Annotated in this window: 16 protein-coding genes and 1 tRNA gene; 7 read left to right on the top strand and 10 right to left on the bottom strand. The window is 71.3% G+C overall.

Annotation, left to right across the window (positions count from 1 at the left end):
* Positions 1-201: 201 nt before the first annotated feature.
* From ACFXMF_RS39300 to ACFXMF_RS39260, 9 genes are all read right to left on the bottom strand, one after another.
* Complete coding sequence (locus ACFXMF_RS39300; protein ID WP_360324437.1) at positions 202-1,044, bottom strand: SGNH/GDSL hydrolase family protein; 843 nt, start codon at positions 1,042-1,044, stop codon at positions 202-204.
* Positions 1,045-1,462: 418 nt separating this feature from the next.
* Positions 1,463-1,536 (bottom strand) — tRNA-Ala (locus ACFXMF_RS39295).
* A 49-nt stretch (positions 1,537-1,585) separates the two neighbouring features.
* Positions 1,586-2,713: a hypothetical protein gene (locus tag ACFXMF_RS39290; RefSeq protein WP_379990646.1), complete on the bottom strand. Its 1,128-nt coding sequence runs from the start codon at positions 2,711-2,713 to the stop codon at positions 1,586-1,588.
* Between the two features lie 400 nt (positions 2,714-3,113).
* Positions 3,114-3,743, bottom strand: a complete 630-nt coding sequence (locus ACFXMF_RS39285) for a GNAT family protein (RefSeq protein ID WP_360324433.1) — start codon at positions 3,741-3,743, stop codon at positions 3,114-3,116.
* Positions 3,728-4,402 (bottom strand): MogA/MoaB family molybdenum cofactor biosynthesis protein, encoded by a 675-nt coding sequence (locus ACFXMF_RS39280; RefSeq protein WP_360324431.1) that lies wholly within the window; start codon positions 4,400-4,402, stop codon positions 3,728-3,730. Before ACFXMF_RS39280 ends, ACFXMF_RS39285 begins: the two co-directional genes overlap by 16 nt.
* A gap of 8 nt (positions 4,403-4,410) precedes the next feature.
* Positions 4,411-4,878, bottom strand: a complete 468-nt coding sequence (gene moaC / locus ACFXMF_RS39275) for a cyclic pyranopterin monophosphate synthase MoaC (protein WP_360324441.1) — start codon at positions 4,876-4,878, stop codon at positions 4,411-4,413.
* A 250-nt stretch (positions 4,879-5,128) separates the two neighbouring features.
* On the bottom strand, positions 5,129-6,349 hold the full coding sequence (glp, locus tag ACFXMF_RS39270) for a gephyrin-like molybdotransferase Glp (RefSeq protein ID WP_360324429.1): 1,221 nt from the start codon (positions 6,347-6,349) through the stop codon (positions 5,129-5,131).
* Positions 6,346-7,272, bottom strand: coding sequence for a UTP--glucose-1-phosphate uridylyltransferase (locus ACFXMF_RS39265; RefSeq protein ID WP_360324427.1), 927 nt, complete (start codon positions 7,270-7,272; stop codon positions 6,346-6,348). The genes glp and ACFXMF_RS39265 overlap by 4 nt, the downstream gene beginning before the upstream one ends.
* A 9-nt stretch (positions 7,273-7,281) precedes the next feature.
* Positions 7,282-8,025, bottom strand: a complete 744-nt coding sequence (locus tag ACFXMF_RS39260; RefSeq protein ID WP_360324425.1) for a GGDEF domain-containing protein — start codon at positions 8,023-8,025, stop codon at positions 7,282-7,284.
* A gap of 91 nt (positions 8,026-8,116) precedes the next feature.
* On the opposite strand from ACFXMF_RS39260, the gene ACFXMF_RS39255 reads away from it, so the two are divergent.
* On the top strand, positions 8,117-8,704 hold the full coding sequence (locus ACFXMF_RS39255) for a 5-formyltetrahydrofolate cyclo-ligase (RefSeq protein ID WP_360324423.1): 588 nt from the start codon (positions 8,117-8,119) through the stop codon (positions 8,702-8,704).
* A gap of 18 nt (positions 8,705-8,722) precedes the next feature.
* Here ACFXMF_RS39255 and ACFXMF_RS39250 read toward each other — a convergent pair whose 3' ends face one another.
* On the bottom strand, positions 8,723-11,911 hold the full coding sequence (locus tag ACFXMF_RS39250) for a penicillin acylase family protein (RefSeq protein WP_360324421.1): 3,189 nt from the start codon (positions 11,909-11,911) through the stop codon (positions 8,723-8,725).
* A gap of 297 nt (positions 11,912-12,208) precedes the next feature.
* On the opposite strand from ACFXMF_RS39250, the gene ACFXMF_RS39245 reads away from it, so the two are divergent.
* The 6 genes from ACFXMF_RS39245 to mscL all read left to right on the top strand — a co-directional run bounded on the left by ACFXMF_RS39245 (position 12,209) and on the right by mscL (position 18,162).
* On the top strand, positions 12,209-13,711 hold the full coding sequence (locus ACFXMF_RS39245) for a potassium/proton antiporter (RefSeq protein WP_379990647.1): 1,503 nt from the start codon (positions 12,209-12,211) through the stop codon (positions 13,709-13,711).
* A 264-nt stretch (positions 13,712-13,975) separates the two neighbouring features.
* The gene (locus ACFXMF_RS39240) at positions 13,976-15,247 is read left to right on the top strand and encodes an MFS transporter (RefSeq protein ID WP_379990649.1); all 1,272 of its coding nucleotides are present in this window, start codon (positions 13,976-13,978) and stop codon (positions 15,245-15,247) included.
* Positions 15,248-15,293: 46 nt separating this feature from the next.
* Positions 15,294-15,662, top strand: coding sequence for an FmdB family zinc ribbon protein (locus tag ACFXMF_RS39235; protein ID WP_360324415.1), 369 nt, complete (start codon positions 15,294-15,296; stop codon positions 15,660-15,662).
* Between the two features lie 3 nt (positions 15,663-15,665).
* Positions 15,666-16,505, top strand: coding sequence for an S-methyl-5'-thioadenosine phosphorylase (locus ACFXMF_RS39230; protein ID WP_360324413.1), 840 nt, complete (start codon positions 15,666-15,668; stop codon positions 16,503-16,505).
* Positions 16,506-16,851: 346 nt separating this feature from the next.
* Positions 16,852-17,562, top strand: a complete 711-nt coding sequence (locus ACFXMF_RS39225; protein ID WP_379990652.1) for an SAF domain-containing protein — start codon at positions 16,852-16,854, stop codon at positions 17,560-17,562.
* A 126-nt stretch (positions 17,563-17,688) separates the two neighbouring features.
* Positions 17,689-18,162, top strand: a complete 474-nt coding sequence (gene mscL / locus ACFXMF_RS39220) for a large conductance mechanosensitive channel protein MscL (protein WP_360325221.1) — start codon at positions 17,689-17,691, stop codon at positions 18,160-18,162.
* The last annotated feature ends 86 nt before the right edge of the window (positions 18,163-18,248 follow it).

Below are 18,248 nucleotides of genomic sequence, written 5' to 3'. Positions count from 1 at the left end.
ACACCCGGGCAACAACCCCACTCAGCCCGTCCGGCGTTTGAGGACAACCCAAGCCTCGCGAGACGCACCCACACACGGGCGCACAACCCCCATCAGCCCGTCCGGCGTTTGAGGACACCCCAAGCCTCGCGAGACGAGCGCACGCGCAGCCCCGCAACCCCCTCAGCCAGTCCGGCGCTTGAGGACACGCGAGGACACCCCCTACGAGGCTTGACGCCTCACGGGCGCGCCAACGGGCGCAACCGCAGCGACGTCCAGCGGCGCCAACTCCGGCCGCTTAGCGGTGATGTGGTCCCCGGACGACTGCCCCCGCAGCCGCCGCCCGATCCACGGCACCAGGTGCTCCCGCGCCCAATGCACGTTCTCCAGCCGTGCCGCACCAGCGGTGACCTCGACCTCCTCGGCCGGCCACGGCGCATCCGGGTCGCCCTCGGCGGCCAGCCCGAGCGCCCGCCCGACCTTGAGCGCCACCCGGTCGTGACCCTCCGGCGACAGGTGCAGCCGGTCCTCGCTCCACGCCCGCCGATCGTGCAGCGAGGTGAGCCCCCACATGTCGGCCACGGCACAGTCGTAGCGATCCGCGACCGCCCGCAACAGTTCGTTGTAGGTGGCCACCTTGCCCCGGATCAGCTTGAGCACCGGCACCCAGCGCGTATCGAACCCGGTGAACACCACGACCCGCGCGCCCGCCGCCGTCAACGCGGCGACCGCCTCCTCGTACTCGGCGGCCAACTTGTCCGGATCGCTCCCGGGCCGCAGCACATCGTTGCCGCCCGCGCACAACGTCACCAGATCGGGCTGCGCCGCGATGGCCTGCGGCACCTGCTCCTCGACGATCTGGTGCAACAACTTCCCGCGCACGGCGAGATTCGCGTACCTCAACCCCGGCTGCTCGACCGCGAGCCGAGCCGCGAACCGATCGGCCCATCCGAGAAACCTCCCGTCCGGGCCGGGATCGCCGACCCCTTCGGTGAAGCTGTCGCCGATGGCCACATAAGAGTTGATTCCGGACAGGTTCCCGTGTCGATTCACTAGCTCGGCCATGTCACCCGATGTTGGCATCGCTCACCTCGCCTACGCGACCGTAATAACCACCCGAACACACTCCGCCACCCACGGCAGCGCAGTGAACCGCAGCGCACCTCCACGCAGGGCGCGGGGCCACGTCCTTGGCCAAGAGCGACTCTCCGCCACGCATTCCCGATCGCCGCGAAATGCGACACAGTTCACCGACGCGTCACCGCCGCGACACCCGGCCCCGACCGTCGCGCAGTGACGCGGGCCACAGCCGCACCGCGCACCCACCCCCGCCGGCCACCCCTCGGCCAACCACCGTTCCCGGTCCACGAGTTGCCGCATTTCACCGTCCGCACCCGGCCGGGCGAGCAACGGGCGAGCGGGGTGATCGGGTCGAAGACGACGAAAGCCTCGCCGGAAAATCCGGCGAGGCTTTCGTGCTGTGTGGACCTGTGGGGATTTGAACCCCAGACCCCCTCGATGCGAACGAGGTGCGCTACCAGACTGCGCCACAGGCCCAACGAGGAGAAACATTACCACCTCGTCGAGGTGGGTCGTGCACGGGTATTCAGTCGTTGGCGGCCCGGCGCCACTCGTGTTCGTACAGGGGCAGCGAGTCCACCGAGGCGCCGTAACCGGTGCGGGTGTCCTCGGCGTATTGGTCGAACAACGGGGTGGACGGGCGCGGTGCCTCGGCCGGGCCGGGGTCCGGGACGGCGTGGATCTGCGGGCGTTCCGGCTCGTGTTCGACTTCGCCGCGCGGAACCACCGGCGCGGTCACGTAGGTGGGCAGCGGGACCGGCACCGGGTCCCACGAGTCGCGGTCGTGCGCGCCGCCGCCGGTGGCCAGTTCGGCGATCCACTCGGCCAGCGCGGGCTCCTCCGCCTCCCGGTCGCGCCTGCCCCGGGGCGCGGCCGAGGGCGCGGCCCCCGAGGCGCTGCCCGGCCCGGACGAACCGGTCCCCGAGCGAGGTGCCGGCGGGGTCGCGGCGCGGGGCTCGGGCGGCGGCGCGTCGTGGCTCTCGCGGGCCTTGGTCCGCGGGCGCGCTTCGCCGGCCGACGCGGCGTCTGCCGCCGAGCCGGGCTTGCCGGCCGCGGGGCGGCCCAGCCGACGCAGGCCCGCCTCGTAGCGCCGCCGCTCCTGTACGCGCAGATGCACGATGTAGGCGGACAACAGGACGCCGGGTACGGCCGGCAGCCACACCCAGGCGAGGCCGGCCACCCCGGCCAGGACCGCGCCGGCGGTGAAGGTGGCGAACAGGGTCGCGATGACCCGGCGGCGCCGGGTGAGCAGCGCGGCCCGCCCCTCGTCCCGGCGCACCGGGGCGGCGGGTCGCTTGGTCGTGCCGGACTTGGCGGCCTTGGCCGGTGTCGCCGGCCCCGCGGTCGCGGCCGGCTGCGACACCACCGGCTGCGGCGCGGCCGGTTGCGCCGCCGCGACCTTGCCCGGGTGTTGCCGAGCGCGCGGCGGTTCGGCCGGGCCGCGTCGTTCGGGCGCGTCCGTGCCCTCCTCGGCGAGCGCCCGGGCGGAGCGGCGCTCGAAGGCGCCACGACGGGAGAGAATCCGGATCGCGGTGGTGAATCGCTCGGTCGGCCGGGCCTCGTTCAGCTCGTCCTGTCGGCGAAGCCACATGGGCACCAGATAGGCAGCCCAGGCCCCCACGATCGCTGCGTAGATCAGGCCGCTGCCGTTCACGCTTCACACGCTAAGCCGGGTGGGCACCGCATCGTCGGATTAGGCACGGTGTGTCGCCCGATCCGCGGTGATGCCGATGTGACGAATGTGACTGCCGAGACGGCCGGGGCGAGCAAATCCACCGAACCGCCCGACACGGGCGAAACAACCGGGAAGCCCGACAGGACCGAATTCACCAGGAAGCCGGGCCGGTCGAAACAACCGGGACCCCCGACCCGGTGGAAACAACCGGGACGCCCGGGACGCCCGGAGCCGATGTGGCTCCCGAGACCCCTCGGGCAGCCGTTCTCCCGGGGGCGCCGGGGTCTGCCGAGGTGACACCGCTCATATCTCCGGGAGAGTAGCGAAATCGCAAGATCGATGTGTCGATATGGCGGGATCAACCTCGAAGAGATTCCACTTACCAGGTGAAACCCCGGCTCTCCCGGTAGGCGCGCCACCGCATCAGCAGCCCCTCGGGGACCTCCTCGGCGTTCAACGCGTAGGCGAGATGGTCGCGCCAGTCGCCGTCGATGTGCAGATAGCGCGGGCGCAGACCCTCCTCGCGAAAGCCCAGCTTGTCCACCACCCGCCGGCTGGCCCGGTTCTCCGGTCGGATGCACACCTCCAGCCGGTGCACGCCGAGCCGGAAGAAGCAGTGATCGGCCGCGAGCGCGACCGCCGTCGGCATCACGCCCAGCCCGGCCACCCGTTCGTCCACCCAGTAGCCGACGTGCGCCGAGCACATCGACCCCCAGGTGATCCCGGCGACCGTGACCTGACCGACCAACTGCCCGTCGTACAGCACCACGAACGGCAACATCCGGCCCGCGCCCGCCTCGGCCCGCAGGAAGCGCACCATCTGGCGAAACGTCGGCCGCCGACCCGCCGCGGAGCCCGGCGGCACGGTCGCCTCCCAGCGGCGCAACCACTCGCGATTGCGGGTGTGCACCTCCTGCCAGGCGACGGCGTCCCGGGCGCGGATCGGGCGCAGGGTGACCCGGCCCTCGGTGAGTTCCACCGGCCACCCGCGAGTCAGCGCGTGCCCCATGGCGGCTGCTGCGCCCCTCCGTAGCCCCCGCCGCCCTGGAACCCACCGCCCGCGCCGCCGCCCTGGTAGCCACCCCCGCCACCGAAGCCGCCCTGGTAGCCGCCGCCTCCGGGCGCGGGCTGCTGCCCACCGCCGCCGAAGCCGCCACCACCGCCGCCGCCGAACCCGCCGCCCTGCTGGTGGTCGCCGCCCTGGAGCTGGGACACCACGTGCGGCAACACCTTGGCCAGCACGTTGATGCCGTCCTGTGCGCCGCCGGGCGAGCCGGGCAGGTTGACGATCAGGCTGCGGTAGGTCCAGTGCGAGTCCTGGGTGATCGCGACGCCGGCGATGCCGCGCGACAGGATCGAGGTCGGCACCTTGTCGAAGTTCTCCATCCGGATCGCCTCGGCGATGCCCGGCACCTCGTAGCTGATCACCCGGCTGGTCATCTGCGGAGTCTGGTCGAACGGGTTGAGCCCGGTCCCCCCGGTGGTGATGATCACGTCGTAGTGGCCGGCCACCGCGTCCCGCAGCGCCTGGCCGACGGGCTCGCCGTCCGGCACGATCTGCGGGCCCCGCGTCTCGAAGCCCAGCGCCTGCAGCCCGCGCACGATCACCGGACCGCTCTCGTCCCCGTAGGTCCCGGCCGCCGCGCGCGTGGACACGGTGATCACCATGGCTCGCATCAGACTTGCCCTCCGTCCCGTTGTGTGGCCTCTGCCCCGGTGTCCCGTTGCCAGTCTCCGGAGGCGCCGCCCGTCTTGCGCTCGACCCGGACATCGGTGATGACCGCGCCCGGGTCCACTGCCTTGATCATGTCCACGACCGTGAGCGCCGCGACGGAGACCGCGGTCAGCGCCTCCATCTCGACGCCGGTTCGGTCGGCGGTGCGCACGGTCGCGGTGATCGCCACCGCGTCGTCGTGCACGGTCAGGTCCACCGCGACGCCGTGCAGCGCGATCGGGTGACACAGCGGCACCAGGTCGGGCGTGCGCTTGGCCGCCATGATGCCCGCGATCCGGGCGGTGGCCAGTGCGTCACCCTTGGGCATGCCCTCGCCCCGGAGCAGTTCGACCACGCGGGGCGACACGAGCACCCGGCCCGAGGCGGTGCCCGTGCGGACCGAGATCTGCTTGGCCGTGACGTCCACCATGCGGGCCGCGCCGGCCTCGTCCAGGTGCGTGAGGTTCTTGGCGCCGCGCGTCAACTTTCCACCCCATACGGTGAGCCCCCCGTGTGGGTGGGCGTCGAAGTGCCTTGTGATCGAACTGCGGGTGTATCGGACTGTCGGGTGTATCGAACCGCCGGGTGTGTCGGACCACCACGTGTCGTGCTGGGGCAACGTTAGAGGCACAACCGGGCGGCCCGCATGCACGGGCCCGCCCGGACGAGGCTCGCGGCGCTCAGCCGAGCAGCATCACGGACACCTCGGCGCCCTCGGCGACCTCGGTGACGTCGGCGGGCAGGGTGATCAACGCGTTCGCCTTGGCCAGGCTGCCGAGCAGGTGGGAGCCGGTGCCGCCGACCGGGTCCACGGTGCCCTCGCCCACCCCCGCCACCGGCGGGGTGTACCAAGCCCGCAGGAACTGGCGCTTGCCCTCGGGGGACTTCAGCGCCGCCGAACAGGTGGCCCGCACGACCGGCCGCTCGGTGACCTCGGCGCCCTGCATCCGCAACAGCGCCGGACGCACGAACACCTCGAAGGACACGAACGCGCTGACCGGATTGCCGGGAAGGGTGAAGATCGGCGTCTCGTCCGGGCCGATCACGCCGAAGCCCTGCGGCATCCCCGGCTGCATCGCGACCTTGCCGAACTCGACCGTGCCCAGTTCGGAGAGCACCTCCTTGACCACGTCGTAGGCGCCCGCGCTCACCCCGCCCGTGGTGACCACCACGTCGGCCCGGATGAGCTGGTCCTCGATCGTGTCGATCAGGATCTTCGGGTCGTCCGGCACGTTGCCGACCCGGTACGCGATGGCGCCCGCCTCGCGTGCGGCGGCGGTGAGCATGTAGCTGTTCGAGTCGCGGATCTGGCCGGGGCCGATCGGTCGGCCCGGCTGGGTCAGCTCGCTGCCGGTGGACAGGATCACCACGCGCGGCTTGGGACGCACCCGGATGCGCTCGCGGCCGATCGCGGCGAGCAGGCCGACCTGCGCCGAGCCGATCGTGCTGCCCCCGTCCAGGACGGTCTGGCCGGCGGTGACGTCGCTGCCCCGGCGGCGGATGTACTGGCCGGCCTTCGGCGCCCTGGTGATCCGTACCGTGGGCATGCCCGCGTCGGTCCACTCGACCGGCACGATCGCCTCGGCGCCCTCCGGCAGCGGCGCGCCGGTCATGATCCGGGCACAGGTGCCGGAACCGATGGCGATCTTGGGGTCGTTGCCCGCGGCGATGTCGTCCACCACGTCGAGCACCACCGGATAACGCTCGCCCGCGTCGGCGACGTCGGCGAGCCGCACCGCGTATCCGTCCATCGACGAGTTGTCGAACGGCGGCAGGTCGCCGGTGGCGGCCACCTCGTCGACCAGAAGGCTGCCGTGCGCGTCGAGCAGTTGCAGTTCGAGGGGGGCCAGCGGTGCGATCCGTTCGAGGATCCCGGTCAGGTGGTCCTCGACGCTTTTCATGCTTGCATCTCCTCGTTCACGTACTGCCTCAGCCAGGCCCGGAACTCGGGTCCCAGATCATCACGCTCGCATGCCAGCTTCACGATGGCACGCAGATAGTCGGCCCGGTCGCCGGTGTCGTACCGGCGGCCGGAGAAGAGCACGCCGTGCACCGTGCCGCCCTCGTCCGGCCCCCGGCCCGCGAGCACTCGCAGGGCGTCGGTGAGCTGGATCTCGCCGCCTCGACCCGGCGGGGTGTGTTCGAGCACGTCGAAGACCGAGGGGTCGAGCAGGTAGCGGCCGATCACCGCGAAGTTGCTGGGCGCCAGGCCCGGTTCCGGCTTCTCCACCAGGTCGGTCACCCGCACCACGCCGGGCTCGGAGACGCCTTCGGCGAGCGGTTCGACGGCCGCGCAACCGTAGAGGTGGATCTGGGTCGGGTCGACCTCGATCAAGGCGACCACGCTGCCGCCGAGTTCGCGGCGCACCCGCAACATCGTGCTCAGCAGCGGATCGCGCGGGTCGATCAGGTCGTCGCCGAGCAGCACCGCGAACGGCTCGTCGCCCACGTGCGGGCGGGCGCAGGAGACCGCGTGGCCCAGGCCGCGCGGGTCGCCCTGGCGGACGTAGTGGATCGCGGCCAGTTCGCTCGACTCGCGGACCAGCTTGAGCCGATCCAGGTCGCCCTTGGCGGCCAGCGCGTGTTCGAGCTCGTAGGCGCGGTCGAAGTGGTCCTCCAGCGGGCGTTTGTTGCGCCCGGTGACCATCAGCACGTCGGTCAACCCGGCCGCCACGGCCTCCTCGACCACGTACTGGATGGCCGGCGTGTCCACGACCGGCAACATCTCCTTGGGCGTCGCCTTGGTGGCCGGCAGGAAGCGGGTCCCCAGACCGGCTGCGGGTACGACGGCCTTCGTGATGTGGAACGAGCGGCGCGCAGGCATGCTCGCACACTAACGGGTGAGATCACCTGGGGTGCCCGGAAGCCCGGCGATCGGCCGGTTGTCGACGTGGGGTCTGCCTTCGGCCGGATCCGGGCCGCAGAATCGGTCGCCACCCGCCCGTTTGGCCCGGGCCAGTTCGCGGTCCGCGGCCCGCAACAGGGTCGTGGCGTGGGTGCCGTCCCCGGGCAGCACGGCCAGGCCGATCGCCATCGTCAACCGCACCGGGTCGGCCGTCGCGCCGAACGTGCCGCGCCGCACCGCGTAGCACAGCCGTTCGGCGACCTTGGCCGCCCCGGCCGCGTCGGTCTCGGGCAGCAGGATCACGAACTCCTCACCGCCGTAGCGGGCGATCGTGTCCACCTGGCGGATCTCCAGCGCCAGCCGCTGGGCGACCTCGCGCAACACCGCGCTCGCGCCCTGGTGGCCGTGCCGCTCGTTGACGTCGCGAAAATGGTCGAGGTCGAGCATGAGCAACCCGAGCGGCCGGCCGAACCGGGACGCGCGCATCACCTCGCGGTCCAGCACGAGTTGCAGGTAGCGGTAGTTCCACACGCCGGTCAGCGGATCGGTCACCGACAGCCGCTCCAGTTCGGCGCGGCTGAGTTCCAGCCGGGTGACCTCGTGGCGCAGTTCGGGCAGCTCGTTGCCGGCGATCGCGCGCAACCGGCGCACGGCGACCGCCAGCGAGCCGACCGCGACCGAGAGCGCGCCGACGAGCAGGATGATCAGGAGACGTTCGAAAGTCAGGCCCATGCGGGGTCCGGGTCAGGTGCGGTGGCGCGAACTGTGTCGATTGCGCGGACTCCTTCGATAACCCGTCCAAACACGTCATTCAGGGAACAGCATGAAGGACATCCTCAACGACAAGGCCACGCTGAGGTCACAGTTGATGCACTCACGGTCACACGTAGGGTCGGACCGGCGTGTCGCGGCGAGTCGCGCGCTCCGGGACGCGCTCCTCGCGCTCCCCGAGGTGGCCGCCGCCACGACCGTGGCGGCGTATGTGCCGGTGGGCTCGGAGCCGGGCGGGCGGGATCTGGCCGAGGACCTCGCCGCCGGGTCGACGCGGCGGGTGCTGCTGCCGGTGCTGTTGTCGGACAACGACCTGGACTGGGCGCTCTACCAGGGGCCCGCCTCGCTGGTGCCGGCCGGCCGGGGACTGCGCGAGCCGATCGGGCCCAGGCTGGGCGTCGAGGGGGTGCGGACGGCGGACGTGCTCGTGGTGCCGGGGCTCGCGGTGGATCGCCGGGGGCTGCGGCTCGGGCGCGGCGGCGGGTCCTACGACCGGGCGCTGGCCCGGGTGCCGGCCTCGGCCGTGACGGTGGTGCTGCTCTACGACGACGAGGTGCTCGACCGGGTGCCGGCCGAGCCGCACGACGTGCCGGTGGACATCGCGGTGACGCCCGCGGCGGTGTACCGGTTCACCCGGTAGCACCGCCGCGGGCCGCCGTCACGGGCCGGCCGGGGCGGGTGCGGCCGGTACGGCCGGGCCGCCGGGCTCCAGGGTCAGCCGGTGTTTGGCCGCCTTGTCCACCGCCGCGGGGGTGTACGCCCAGGGCAGCGTCTTGCCCTGGCGCCACAGGTCGGTCTGGTCGGTGTAGTTGTCGTGCCAGACGTGTCCGGACGCGCCGGTGAGGTTGATCCAGCGGGACGCGTCCGGGTCGGACAGGTCCACCACCATCCGCATCGACGGCACGGTGGTCACCTCGTAGCCCTGCGCGACGTTCCACCCGGTCGCGTCGACCAGGCCCTCGCCGCCGCCCATTTGGTACGGGCCGCGGTTGAGCATGTACTTGACCACGCCCGGCCCCTCGGTGCCCAGCGTCTGGTTGCGCAGCGTCAGCGTGTGCAGCCGACCCCACGACCAGGTGTCGATGTCCTTGCCGAGCCGGGCGGTGAGGTCCTTCTTGGCCTCGGTCATCGCCTTGTGCAGCAGACCGTCGCGGGTGGTGATCGAACCCGGGTTCTTGGAGATGTTCCACCACGGGCTCTCCGGGGCGGCCAGCAGCGTGCGGGCCACCTCGTTCCACCGGTCGCCACCGTCGGGCTGCGCGGTCGAGTCGTCCCGATCGCCGCACTGCACGTGGTTGTTCGTCGGGTTGCTCGCGCAGTCGTTGTCGGCCCGGACCGAGAACGGCATCTTGTCGCCGAAGGCGAGCATCAGCACCTGGCGCCACACCGCGTTGAAGTACGCGGCCGACTTGGAGTCCGCCTCGTTGCGCATGTCCCAATTGCGAAGCAGGTCCTGCGCCTCGCGCACCCACGGATCGTCGATGCGGACCGCGAGGAGGTAGGGCACCAGGAACTGCGCGACCGGATTGAGGTCGTCGGCCTGCATCTTCTGCATCATCGCCGCGTCGATCTTGCCCGGCGCCTTGACGATCATCTCCTCGATCCGCCGACTGCGGGCGCCGTAGCCCCAGTCCGAGGTCAGCAGGTACGGGTACGCCGGCGAGGTGACCGCGTTGTTGGCGGTGACGATGTAGCCCTCCGGCGGGTCGTACACGTTCGGCAGCGAGTCGAACGGGATGGTGCCCGCCCAGTCGTACTTGGCGTCCCACCCGTACACCGGCCAGCGGCCGTCACCGGTACGACGCACCGGGATCTTGCCGGGCGCCTGGTAGCCGATGTGCCCCTCGACGTCCGCGTAGATCGCGTTCTGCGACGGCGCGTCGAAGTTCTTCAGCGCGGCCCGGAAGTCGTTCCAGTTCTGCGCCTTGTTCAGTTGGAAGAGCGCGTCCATCGAGGTGCCCGGATCCAGCGCGGTCCAGCGCAGCGCGACCGCGAAGCCCTCCTCGCGCTGGGGGCTCGGGTCCGGGATCGGCGCGTCCTTGCCGACGTCCTGCAACTCGTCGGACACGTCCGAGACATCGGACAGGATCGGTCCGTGCCGGGTGGTGCGCACGGTGAGGTGGCGATCGCCGCCGCCGGCCACCTTGATCGTCTCCTGGCGGACCTCGGTGAACGGCTCGTACTTGTTGTTGTAGAGCACGCCGTCGCCCTGGACCTTCTCCAGGTAGAGATCGGTCACGTCGGCGCCGAGGTTGGTGAAGCCCCACGAGATCTTCTGGTTGTGGCCGATGACCACGCCCGGCATGCCGGAGAAGGTGAAGCCGGAGACGTTGTACTGGCACTGCGGCCCGACCGTGCGGCAGTGCAGGCCCATCTGGTACCAGACCGAGGGCAACGACGGGGACAGGTGCGGGTCGTTGGCCAGCAGCGGCTTGCCGGTGCTGGTGCGACTGCCCGCCACCACCCACGAGTTGGAGCCGACGCCGGAGGACTTCTCGCTGAACAGCGAGGGCAGCTTGGCCAGCGACTCGGACAGCCCGGCGAGCACGTTCTGCGCACTCTTGGAGGGCACCGCGGGCGGCGCGTCCTGGACGAAACGCTCGGTCTTGCCGTCCCGGGCGTCCTTGACGATCGCTCCGTCGCGCACGATCGGCTTGTTCGCCTCGTACGGATACGGCGGGTAGAGCTCGTCGATCTGGTTGACCGTCAACTTGTCGGACAACAACGCCCGGTCGATCTCGTCCTGCATGTTGGTCCGCAGGTCCCAGGCCATCGCCTTGAGCCAGGCGACCGAGTCGACCGGCGTCCACGGCTCGGCCTTGTAGCCGTCGTGCACGACGCCCAGCAGCGCGTACTCGAACGACGCGTCGGCGCCCTTGTGGTCCTTGAGGTAGGCGTTGACCCCCTCGGCGTACGCCTGAAGGAACTTCTGCGACTCCGGCGGCAGCGCCGCGTACTCCTGCTCGGCCACCTTGCGCCAGCCCAGCGTGCGCAGGAACTTGTCGTTCTCCACCTGCCCGGAGCCGAACATCTCGGACAGCCGACCCGAGGTCATGTGCCGGCGTACGTCCATCTCCCAGAACCGGTCCTGGGCGTGTACGTAGCCCTGCCCCCGGAAGAGGTCCTCGGACGTGTCGGCGTACACCTGCGGGATGCCCGCGGCGTCGCGGACCACGTCCACCTTGCCGGTCAGCCCCGGGACCCGGACCGTGCCGGAGGTCTGCGGGAACGAGTCGCGCGACAACTGCCAGCCCCACCAGCCGAGTCCGCCGATCGCGATGGCCAACACCACGACCAGGACGATCAGCGTCAACCGGAAACGGCGCCACGCCTTGGACGGCCCCTTGGGGGTCGTCGGTCGTTCCTTGACCTTGGCGGTGGCGCCGGGCACGGTCGGCTCGGCCGCGGCGGCGGGCTCCGCGGCGGGTGCGGGGGCAGGTGCGGGTACGGCCGCGGGTGCGGGATCGGGTTCGACCCGCGGCGGCTCGGCGGCGCGGGCCGCGGGCGGTGCGGCGGGCGCGGGGATGGCGACGGGAGCGGGCGGCTCCGCGTACGGCTCGGGGGGTGTGTAGGGCTCCTGGGCGGTGTAGGACTCCTGTGGTGCGTACGGTCCTTGCGCGGCATACGGCTCTTGCGGCGCGTACGGCTCGGGTTCGCCGTACGGCTCGGGCGCGGCCCGGCGCTCGCGCTCCGCGCGCTCTTCCGCGCGCCGCTGGGCCGCGACCGGATCCGCCGCGGCCCACTGCGATGTGGGCCACTCGCCCGTGGGCCAGTCGTCCCACCCGGAGGATGAGGCGTCCTGGCCACCGGGGGGCTGCTCCGGGTCGGGCGTCTTCGAGGGAGGCATCAAGGTCCTTATGCGGTCGGTGCGGCAAGAGACACCTTAAAAGCCGAGCGTCGTCGGCATCACAGCCACGGGTACGAGACGGGACCCCTCTGGGGTATGGATCCTTCGCTTTGGTAAAATATTTGCCAGGCGTAGGTAATTCATCGCCGGTTCGCCGGCGCGGCAGGGCCCCCCTTCCCACGGCCCGCTGGTTGCCTGCGCATCGCGGCGTCGCCGGCTCTGCCCGTCGTCGCCTGCCTTCATGTTCTGCACTCCGTGCGGCCGCCTGGGGGGTGGCCGGACCGACGACCGCCGGAGGTGACACACGTGTCCGTGTCCGAGCTCAACCAGGTCCTGCTCCTGGGTGCCATCGTCATGTTGTCCGCCGTCATAGCGGTACGCCTGGCGACCAGAACCGGACTGCCGAGCCTGCTGCTCTACCTGGGACTCGGGATCCTGATCGGGGCCGACGGCCTCGGCATAGGTTTCGACAACGCCGAGCTGACCCAGACGCTCGGCTACGCCGCGCTGATAGTAATCCTCGCCGAGGGCGGGATAGCGACCAGTTGGAAGGAGATCAAGCCGTCGGTGCCGGCGGCCGCGGTGTTGTCCACCGTGGGAGTCGGAGTGAGCGTCGCGGTAACCGCGTTCGCGACCCGGATCGTGCTGGACGTGGACTGGTCGACCGCGATCCTGATGGGCGCGATCGTCTCCTCCACGGACGCCGCCGCGGTGTTCTCGGTTCTGCGCAAGTTGCCGCTGCCGCATCGACTGACCGGCCTGCTGGAGGCCGAGTCCGGGTTCAACGACGCTCCCGTGGTGATCCTGGTGGTCACCTTCGCCCACGTGGGTCACATCGAGGCGTGGTACGTCATCGTCGGCGAGATCGGCATGGAGTTGGTCATCGGTGTGGCCGTCGGCCTCGCGGTGGGCAAGCTCGGCGCGCTCGGCCTGCGTCACGTCGCGCTGCCGGCGTCCGGCCTGTACCCGATCGCGGTGATGGCACTGTGCGTACTCGCCTACTCCGGCGGTGCGCTGGCCCACGGCAGTGGCTTCCTCGCGGTCTACCTGACCGCGCTCGTGCTGGGCAACTCGCAACTCCCGCACGGCCCGGCCACCCGCGGCTTCGCCGAGGGGCTCGGCTGGATCGCGCAGATCGGTCTGTTCGTCCTGCTGGGACTGCTGGTCACCCCGCACGAGTTGGCCGGCGCGATCGTCCCGGCACTGGTGATCGGCACCATCCTGTTGCTGGTCGCCCGGCCGTTGTCGGTGCTGATGACCACGACACCGTTCCGTATACCGTGGCGCGAACAACTGATCCTGTCCTGGGCGGGGCTGCGTGGCGCGGTGCCGATCGTGCTCGCGACCATCCCCATCGTCAAGGACGTCCCGGACGCCCAGCGGCTGTTCAACATCACCTTCGTACTGGTGGTGGTCTTCACCCTGGTCCAGGGGCCGACACTGCCGTGGATAGCGCGCAAGGCCGGCTTCGCGGGCGAGCACGAGCCCACCGACCTGGGCGTGGAGTCCGCGCCCCTGGAGAAGTTGCAGGGTCACCTGCTGTCGGTCAGCGTGCCGACGGGCTCGCGCATGCACGGCGTCGAGGTCGGCGAGCTGCGGCTGCCGCGCGGGGCCGCGGTCACCCTGATCGTGCGCGACGACGAGAGCTTCGTACCCGAGCCGACCACCGTGCTCCAACGCGGCGACGACCTGCTCGTGGTGACCACCGATACCGTGCGTGACGACGCCGAGGATCGTCTGCGCGCGGTCAGCCGGGGCGGCAAGCTGGCCGGTTGGTTCGGAGTCAAAGGTGACACGTGAGGTATAATTCGGTGGATTGCCGTCGGGGCGTTCACGAGCGCCCCGATCGCCGATTCCCTCCACACACCGACTCTGCCTGACGCAGGGCTGGCGTCGTGACCGCACGGCGGCCGAAGCACGGCTTCGGTATCTACCCCGGTGGACGCTTTCGAGGACAGCTCTCGGCGCACCGGGGTTTCCCTTGTGCGTCACCAGGTGGCAGGAAGCGATATCCACGATGCCCACGCATCGGAACGCCGCACCCGTTCGCGGGGAGCGGTGCGCATGATCTCCACGTACTCCTCGCTGTTGCGGACCCCGTCCGCGTGGCGATTTCTGGCACCCGCGCTCGTCGCGCGGCTGCCCTACGCGATGCTCGGCCTGGGCATCGTGCTGTTGGTCAAACACACGACCGGTTCGTACGGCACGGCCGGCGCGGTCTCCGCCGCCGCGGCCGTCGCGCTCGCCTTCGTCGGCCCGCAGACCGGTCGGCTCGCCGACCGCTTCGGCCAGGCGGCCGTGGTGGTCCCCGGGGCACTGCTGCACGGCGCGGCGGTGTCCGCGCTGATCGTGGCGGCGCTCGCGAACGCGCCGCTGTGGTTGTTGTTCACCACCGCGGTGCTCTCCGGCGCGACGGTGCCGCAGATCGGCTCCATGGTGCGGGCCCGCTGGGCCGCGCACCTGGAGCGGTCGCCGCTGTTGCCGACCGCGTTCGCGTTCGAGTCGGTGACCGACGAGTTCACCTTCGTGGTGGGCCCGGTGGTGGCCACCTTCCTGGCCACCGGGGTGCACCCGGCCGCCGGGCTGATCGTCGAGGCCGCGCTGACCGTGTTCGGCTCGCTGTTGTTCGCGCTGCAACGCGGCACCGCGCCGCGCCGGGTGGTCCGGGCGGTCGGCGACGCCCCGCGGGCGTCCGCGCTGCGGATCGGCGGCGTCCGGCTGCTGGTGGTGGCGTTCGTGTGCATCGGCGGCGTTTTCGGGACGGTGCAGGTATCGGTCACCGCGTTCGCCGAGGAGGCCGGCAGGCCCGGCCTGGCGGGCGCGCTGTACGCGGTCTTCGCGGGTGGCAGCCTGATCGCCGGTGCGGTCTACGGCGCGATCGCCTGGCGGCGGTCGGCGCACCGTCGCATGCTCGTGACGTTCGCGCTGCTGGCCCTGGGCACCGCACCGCTGTGGGCCATCCCCAGCGTGGGAATCATGGTGCCCGTCGCGTTGCTGTGCGGACTGGCGATCGCACCGACGCTGATCACCGGCTTCACCCTCGTCGACACACTGGTCCCGGCCGAGGCCAAGACCGAGGCGTTCACGTGGCTGACCGGCGCGATCGGCCTGGGCCTCGCACTCGGTTCGACCTTCTCCGGAATGCTCACCGACGCGCACGGCTCGGGCGCCGGATTCGCGCTCACCCTGGCGGCGGCCGGCATCGGCTTCCTGGTGGTGCTGACCGGGCAGCGACTGCTGCGACCGAGCGTGAATGTGACACCCATTACACCGTTGACCGCGACCGTGGTGGACGGATCTCCGGTGAATGCTGCACCATTGGCACTCGACAGGTGAGAGTGCCAGTACCCCGCTGACCTGTCTGTCGAAGGAGGACCAGACCGTGCCGACGTACCAGTACCAGTGCACCGCCTGTGGCGAGGGCCTTGAGGCCGTCCAGAAGTTCACGGACGACGCGCTGACCGAGTGCCCCGCCTGCCAGGGCAGGCTGCGCAAGGTCTTCTCGGCGGTGGGCGTGGTGTTCAAGGGCTCCGGCTTCTACCGCACCGACAGCCGAGGTTCGAGCACGTCCTCGACCCCGGCGGCGGCGTCGACCGGCTCTTCCTCGTCTTCGTCGTCCTCGGACGGCTCCTCGTCCTCGGGTTCGTCGTCCTCGTCGGGTTCGTCCTCGTCGGGTTCCTCGTCCTCCTCGTCCTCGTCGTCCTCCTCCTCGTCGTCCGGTTCGTCCGGTACGACGTCGACGGCGGCCTGAGCGATGGCGACCGGCGTGCTGCCGGCGGGAGTGGCTCCGGCCGAGATCGGCGTGATCGGCGGCTCCGGGTTCTACGCGTTCCTGGACGACGTCGTCGAGGTACGCGTGGACACGCCGTACGGCGCGCCCAGTGACGCCCTGTTCCTGGGCGAGGTGGCCGGCCGTCGGGTCGCCTTCCTGCCCCGGCACGGCCGCGACCACTCGATCCCGCCGCACCGGATCAACTACCGCGCCAACCTGTGGGCGCTGCGCGCCGTCGGGGTGACCCAGGTGCTCGCGCCGTGCGCGACCGGCGGCCTGCAGATCGAACTCGGTCCGGGCACGCTCGTGGTCCCGGACCAGTTGATCGACCGCACCACGGGCCGGACCCAGACCTTCTTCGACGGGCTGCCGCTCGCCGACGGAACGCTGCCGCCGGTCGTGCACACCACGTTCGCCGACCCGTACTGCGCGGACGGCCGCGCGGTGGTCGCCGCCCGGGCGCGCACCTCGGGCTGGGAGCCGGTGGACGGCGGCACCCTCGTGGTGATCGACGGGCCGCGCTTCTCCACCCGCGCCGAGTCCAAGTGGTACGCGGGCCAGGGCTGGTCGATCATCGGCATGACCGGCCACCCCGAGGCCGTGCTCGCCCGCGAACTCGGGCTCTGCTGCACCGCCATCGCCCTGGTCACCGACCTGGACGCGGGCGTCGAGGCGGGCGAGGGGGTCACCCACGCCGAGGTGATGGAGGTCTTCGCGGCCAACGTCGACCGGCTGCGCACGCTGCTGTTCGACGTGGTCGCGGCGCTGCCGAAGACGCGCTCGTGTGCGTGTGGCACGGCGGAGGTCGAGCGACCGGCCTAGCGTCGTCCGGCCTTCGTTCGTCGTGAAGGCCGTATTCGTGGCGAAGGCCGCTTCCCGGGTTCGGGAGGCGGCCTTTGTCGTGGGTGGGCGCTCGGGGTGGGCGGGGGTGTTCGCCGAGCGGGGGTGCTTGCCGGGGCCCCGGGGCGGGGCGTCACCCACAGGGGCCGGGCGTCACTCACTTGGGTGAATTCATGATCCCCAGGGGCGGAGTTGTGCACAGGCATCGAGGCACCTCGGCCGGCTCGGGACGCCGCGCGGCACGGTGGGAACGCGGCTCGACCCTCGTTTCCTGCCCCGGTTCCGGCGAGGGTCGGGCCGCACCCACCCGCTGCCCGCTGGAGGTGCGATGTCCCCTTCGGGATCGTTCGGAGCCCCGCCCGGTCCGTCGTTCGGCCCGCCGTTCCGGTCCGCGCCGGCCCCGCGCGCCCGGCCGCCGTGGCGCCGCGTGCTGGCTCGGCATCGACGCGGCCTGGCCGCGCTGTCGGCCGCCGTCGCGGTGCTCGCGGTGATCGTGGCGGTCCGCCCGACCCCGGCGCCGACCGGAGCGGTCCTGGTGGCCGCGCGCGATCTGCCCGCGGGCAGCACCCCCGGGCCCGCCGATCTGGCCCTGGTCGCATTGCCGACTGCCTTGCACCCGGCCGGAGTTCTGCACGCGGTCGGGCAGGCCACCGGGGTCGCACTGACCGGTCCGCTGCGCCGGGGCGAGCCGGTGACCGACGTCCGGGTGGCCCACCCCGGCGGCCCGCACGACCCGGGCACCGTGGTCCTGCCCGCGCGCTTCGCGGACGCCGACGCGGTGGCCGTACTGCGCCCCGGCGACCGGATCGACGTGCTGGCCGCACCCGCGCCCGAGCATCCCGGTCCGGCCCGGCTGATCGTCCCCGCCGCGATCGTGGTGGCCCGACCGACCGCGACCGGCTCCTCCGCCGGGGCCCTGCTGATCCTCGAAGTGCCCCGCACGGTCGCCGCCGAACTCGCGGGCGCGGCGGGGGGTTCGGTGCTGACCTATACCATCCACAGGTTCGTGGGCGGCCCTGTTGCGACGAATCGCGAATGACAGCAGACTCGTGCGAGTTGTCCGGCTTCATGGGGTATTCCGCGATTTTTACGGTCTTCGGCCTTGATCATCGGCCGGATCGCCCCGACGAGGCTTCGACCGATCAAGATCGATGGGAATCAAGCAGTGGGCGGCTTCAAGAAGTTCCTCATGCGCGGAAACGTCGTGGACCTGGCCGTGGCCGTGGTCATCGGCGCCGCGTTCACCGCGGTCGTGAACGCGTTCGTGAAGGGGATGATCAACCCCGTGGTGGGTGCCCTCGGCACCAAGAACCTGGACGGGTACACGTCATGCATCAAGGGCCCGTGCGGCGTCGACGCGAACGGCGAGGCGACCGGCGTGCAACTGCTGTGGGGCTCGGTCCTCGGCGCCGGACTGACCTTCCTGATCACCGCGGCGGTCGTGTACTTCCTGCTCGTGCTACCGCTCAACCACATGATGGAAAAGCGTAAGCGGGCCCTGGGCCACGCCGGCGAGAAGGAGCTCAGCGAGGCCGAACTCCTCGTCGAGATCCGCGATCTGCTCTCCCAGCGGCTCAACCCGGAGGCGGACCCCGGCCACGGTGTCACCGGGTCGGGCTCCTCCCGCTCCGACACCTGATCGATCGGCAACACCCGAGCAGGACCGGTCGCACTCCTGCGGGACGCACGCGAGACGGCGGGGCCGCGTCATCCTTCGAAGGATGA

The sequence above is a fragment of the Embleya sp. NPDC059213 genome, assembly GCF_042754445.1.
Lineage (GTDB): Bacteria > Actinomycetota > Actinomycetes > Streptomycetales > Streptomycetaceae > Embleya.
Note: the sequence above shows the minus strand (reverse complement) of the source record. Positions and strands in the feature narration are given on the sequence as shown.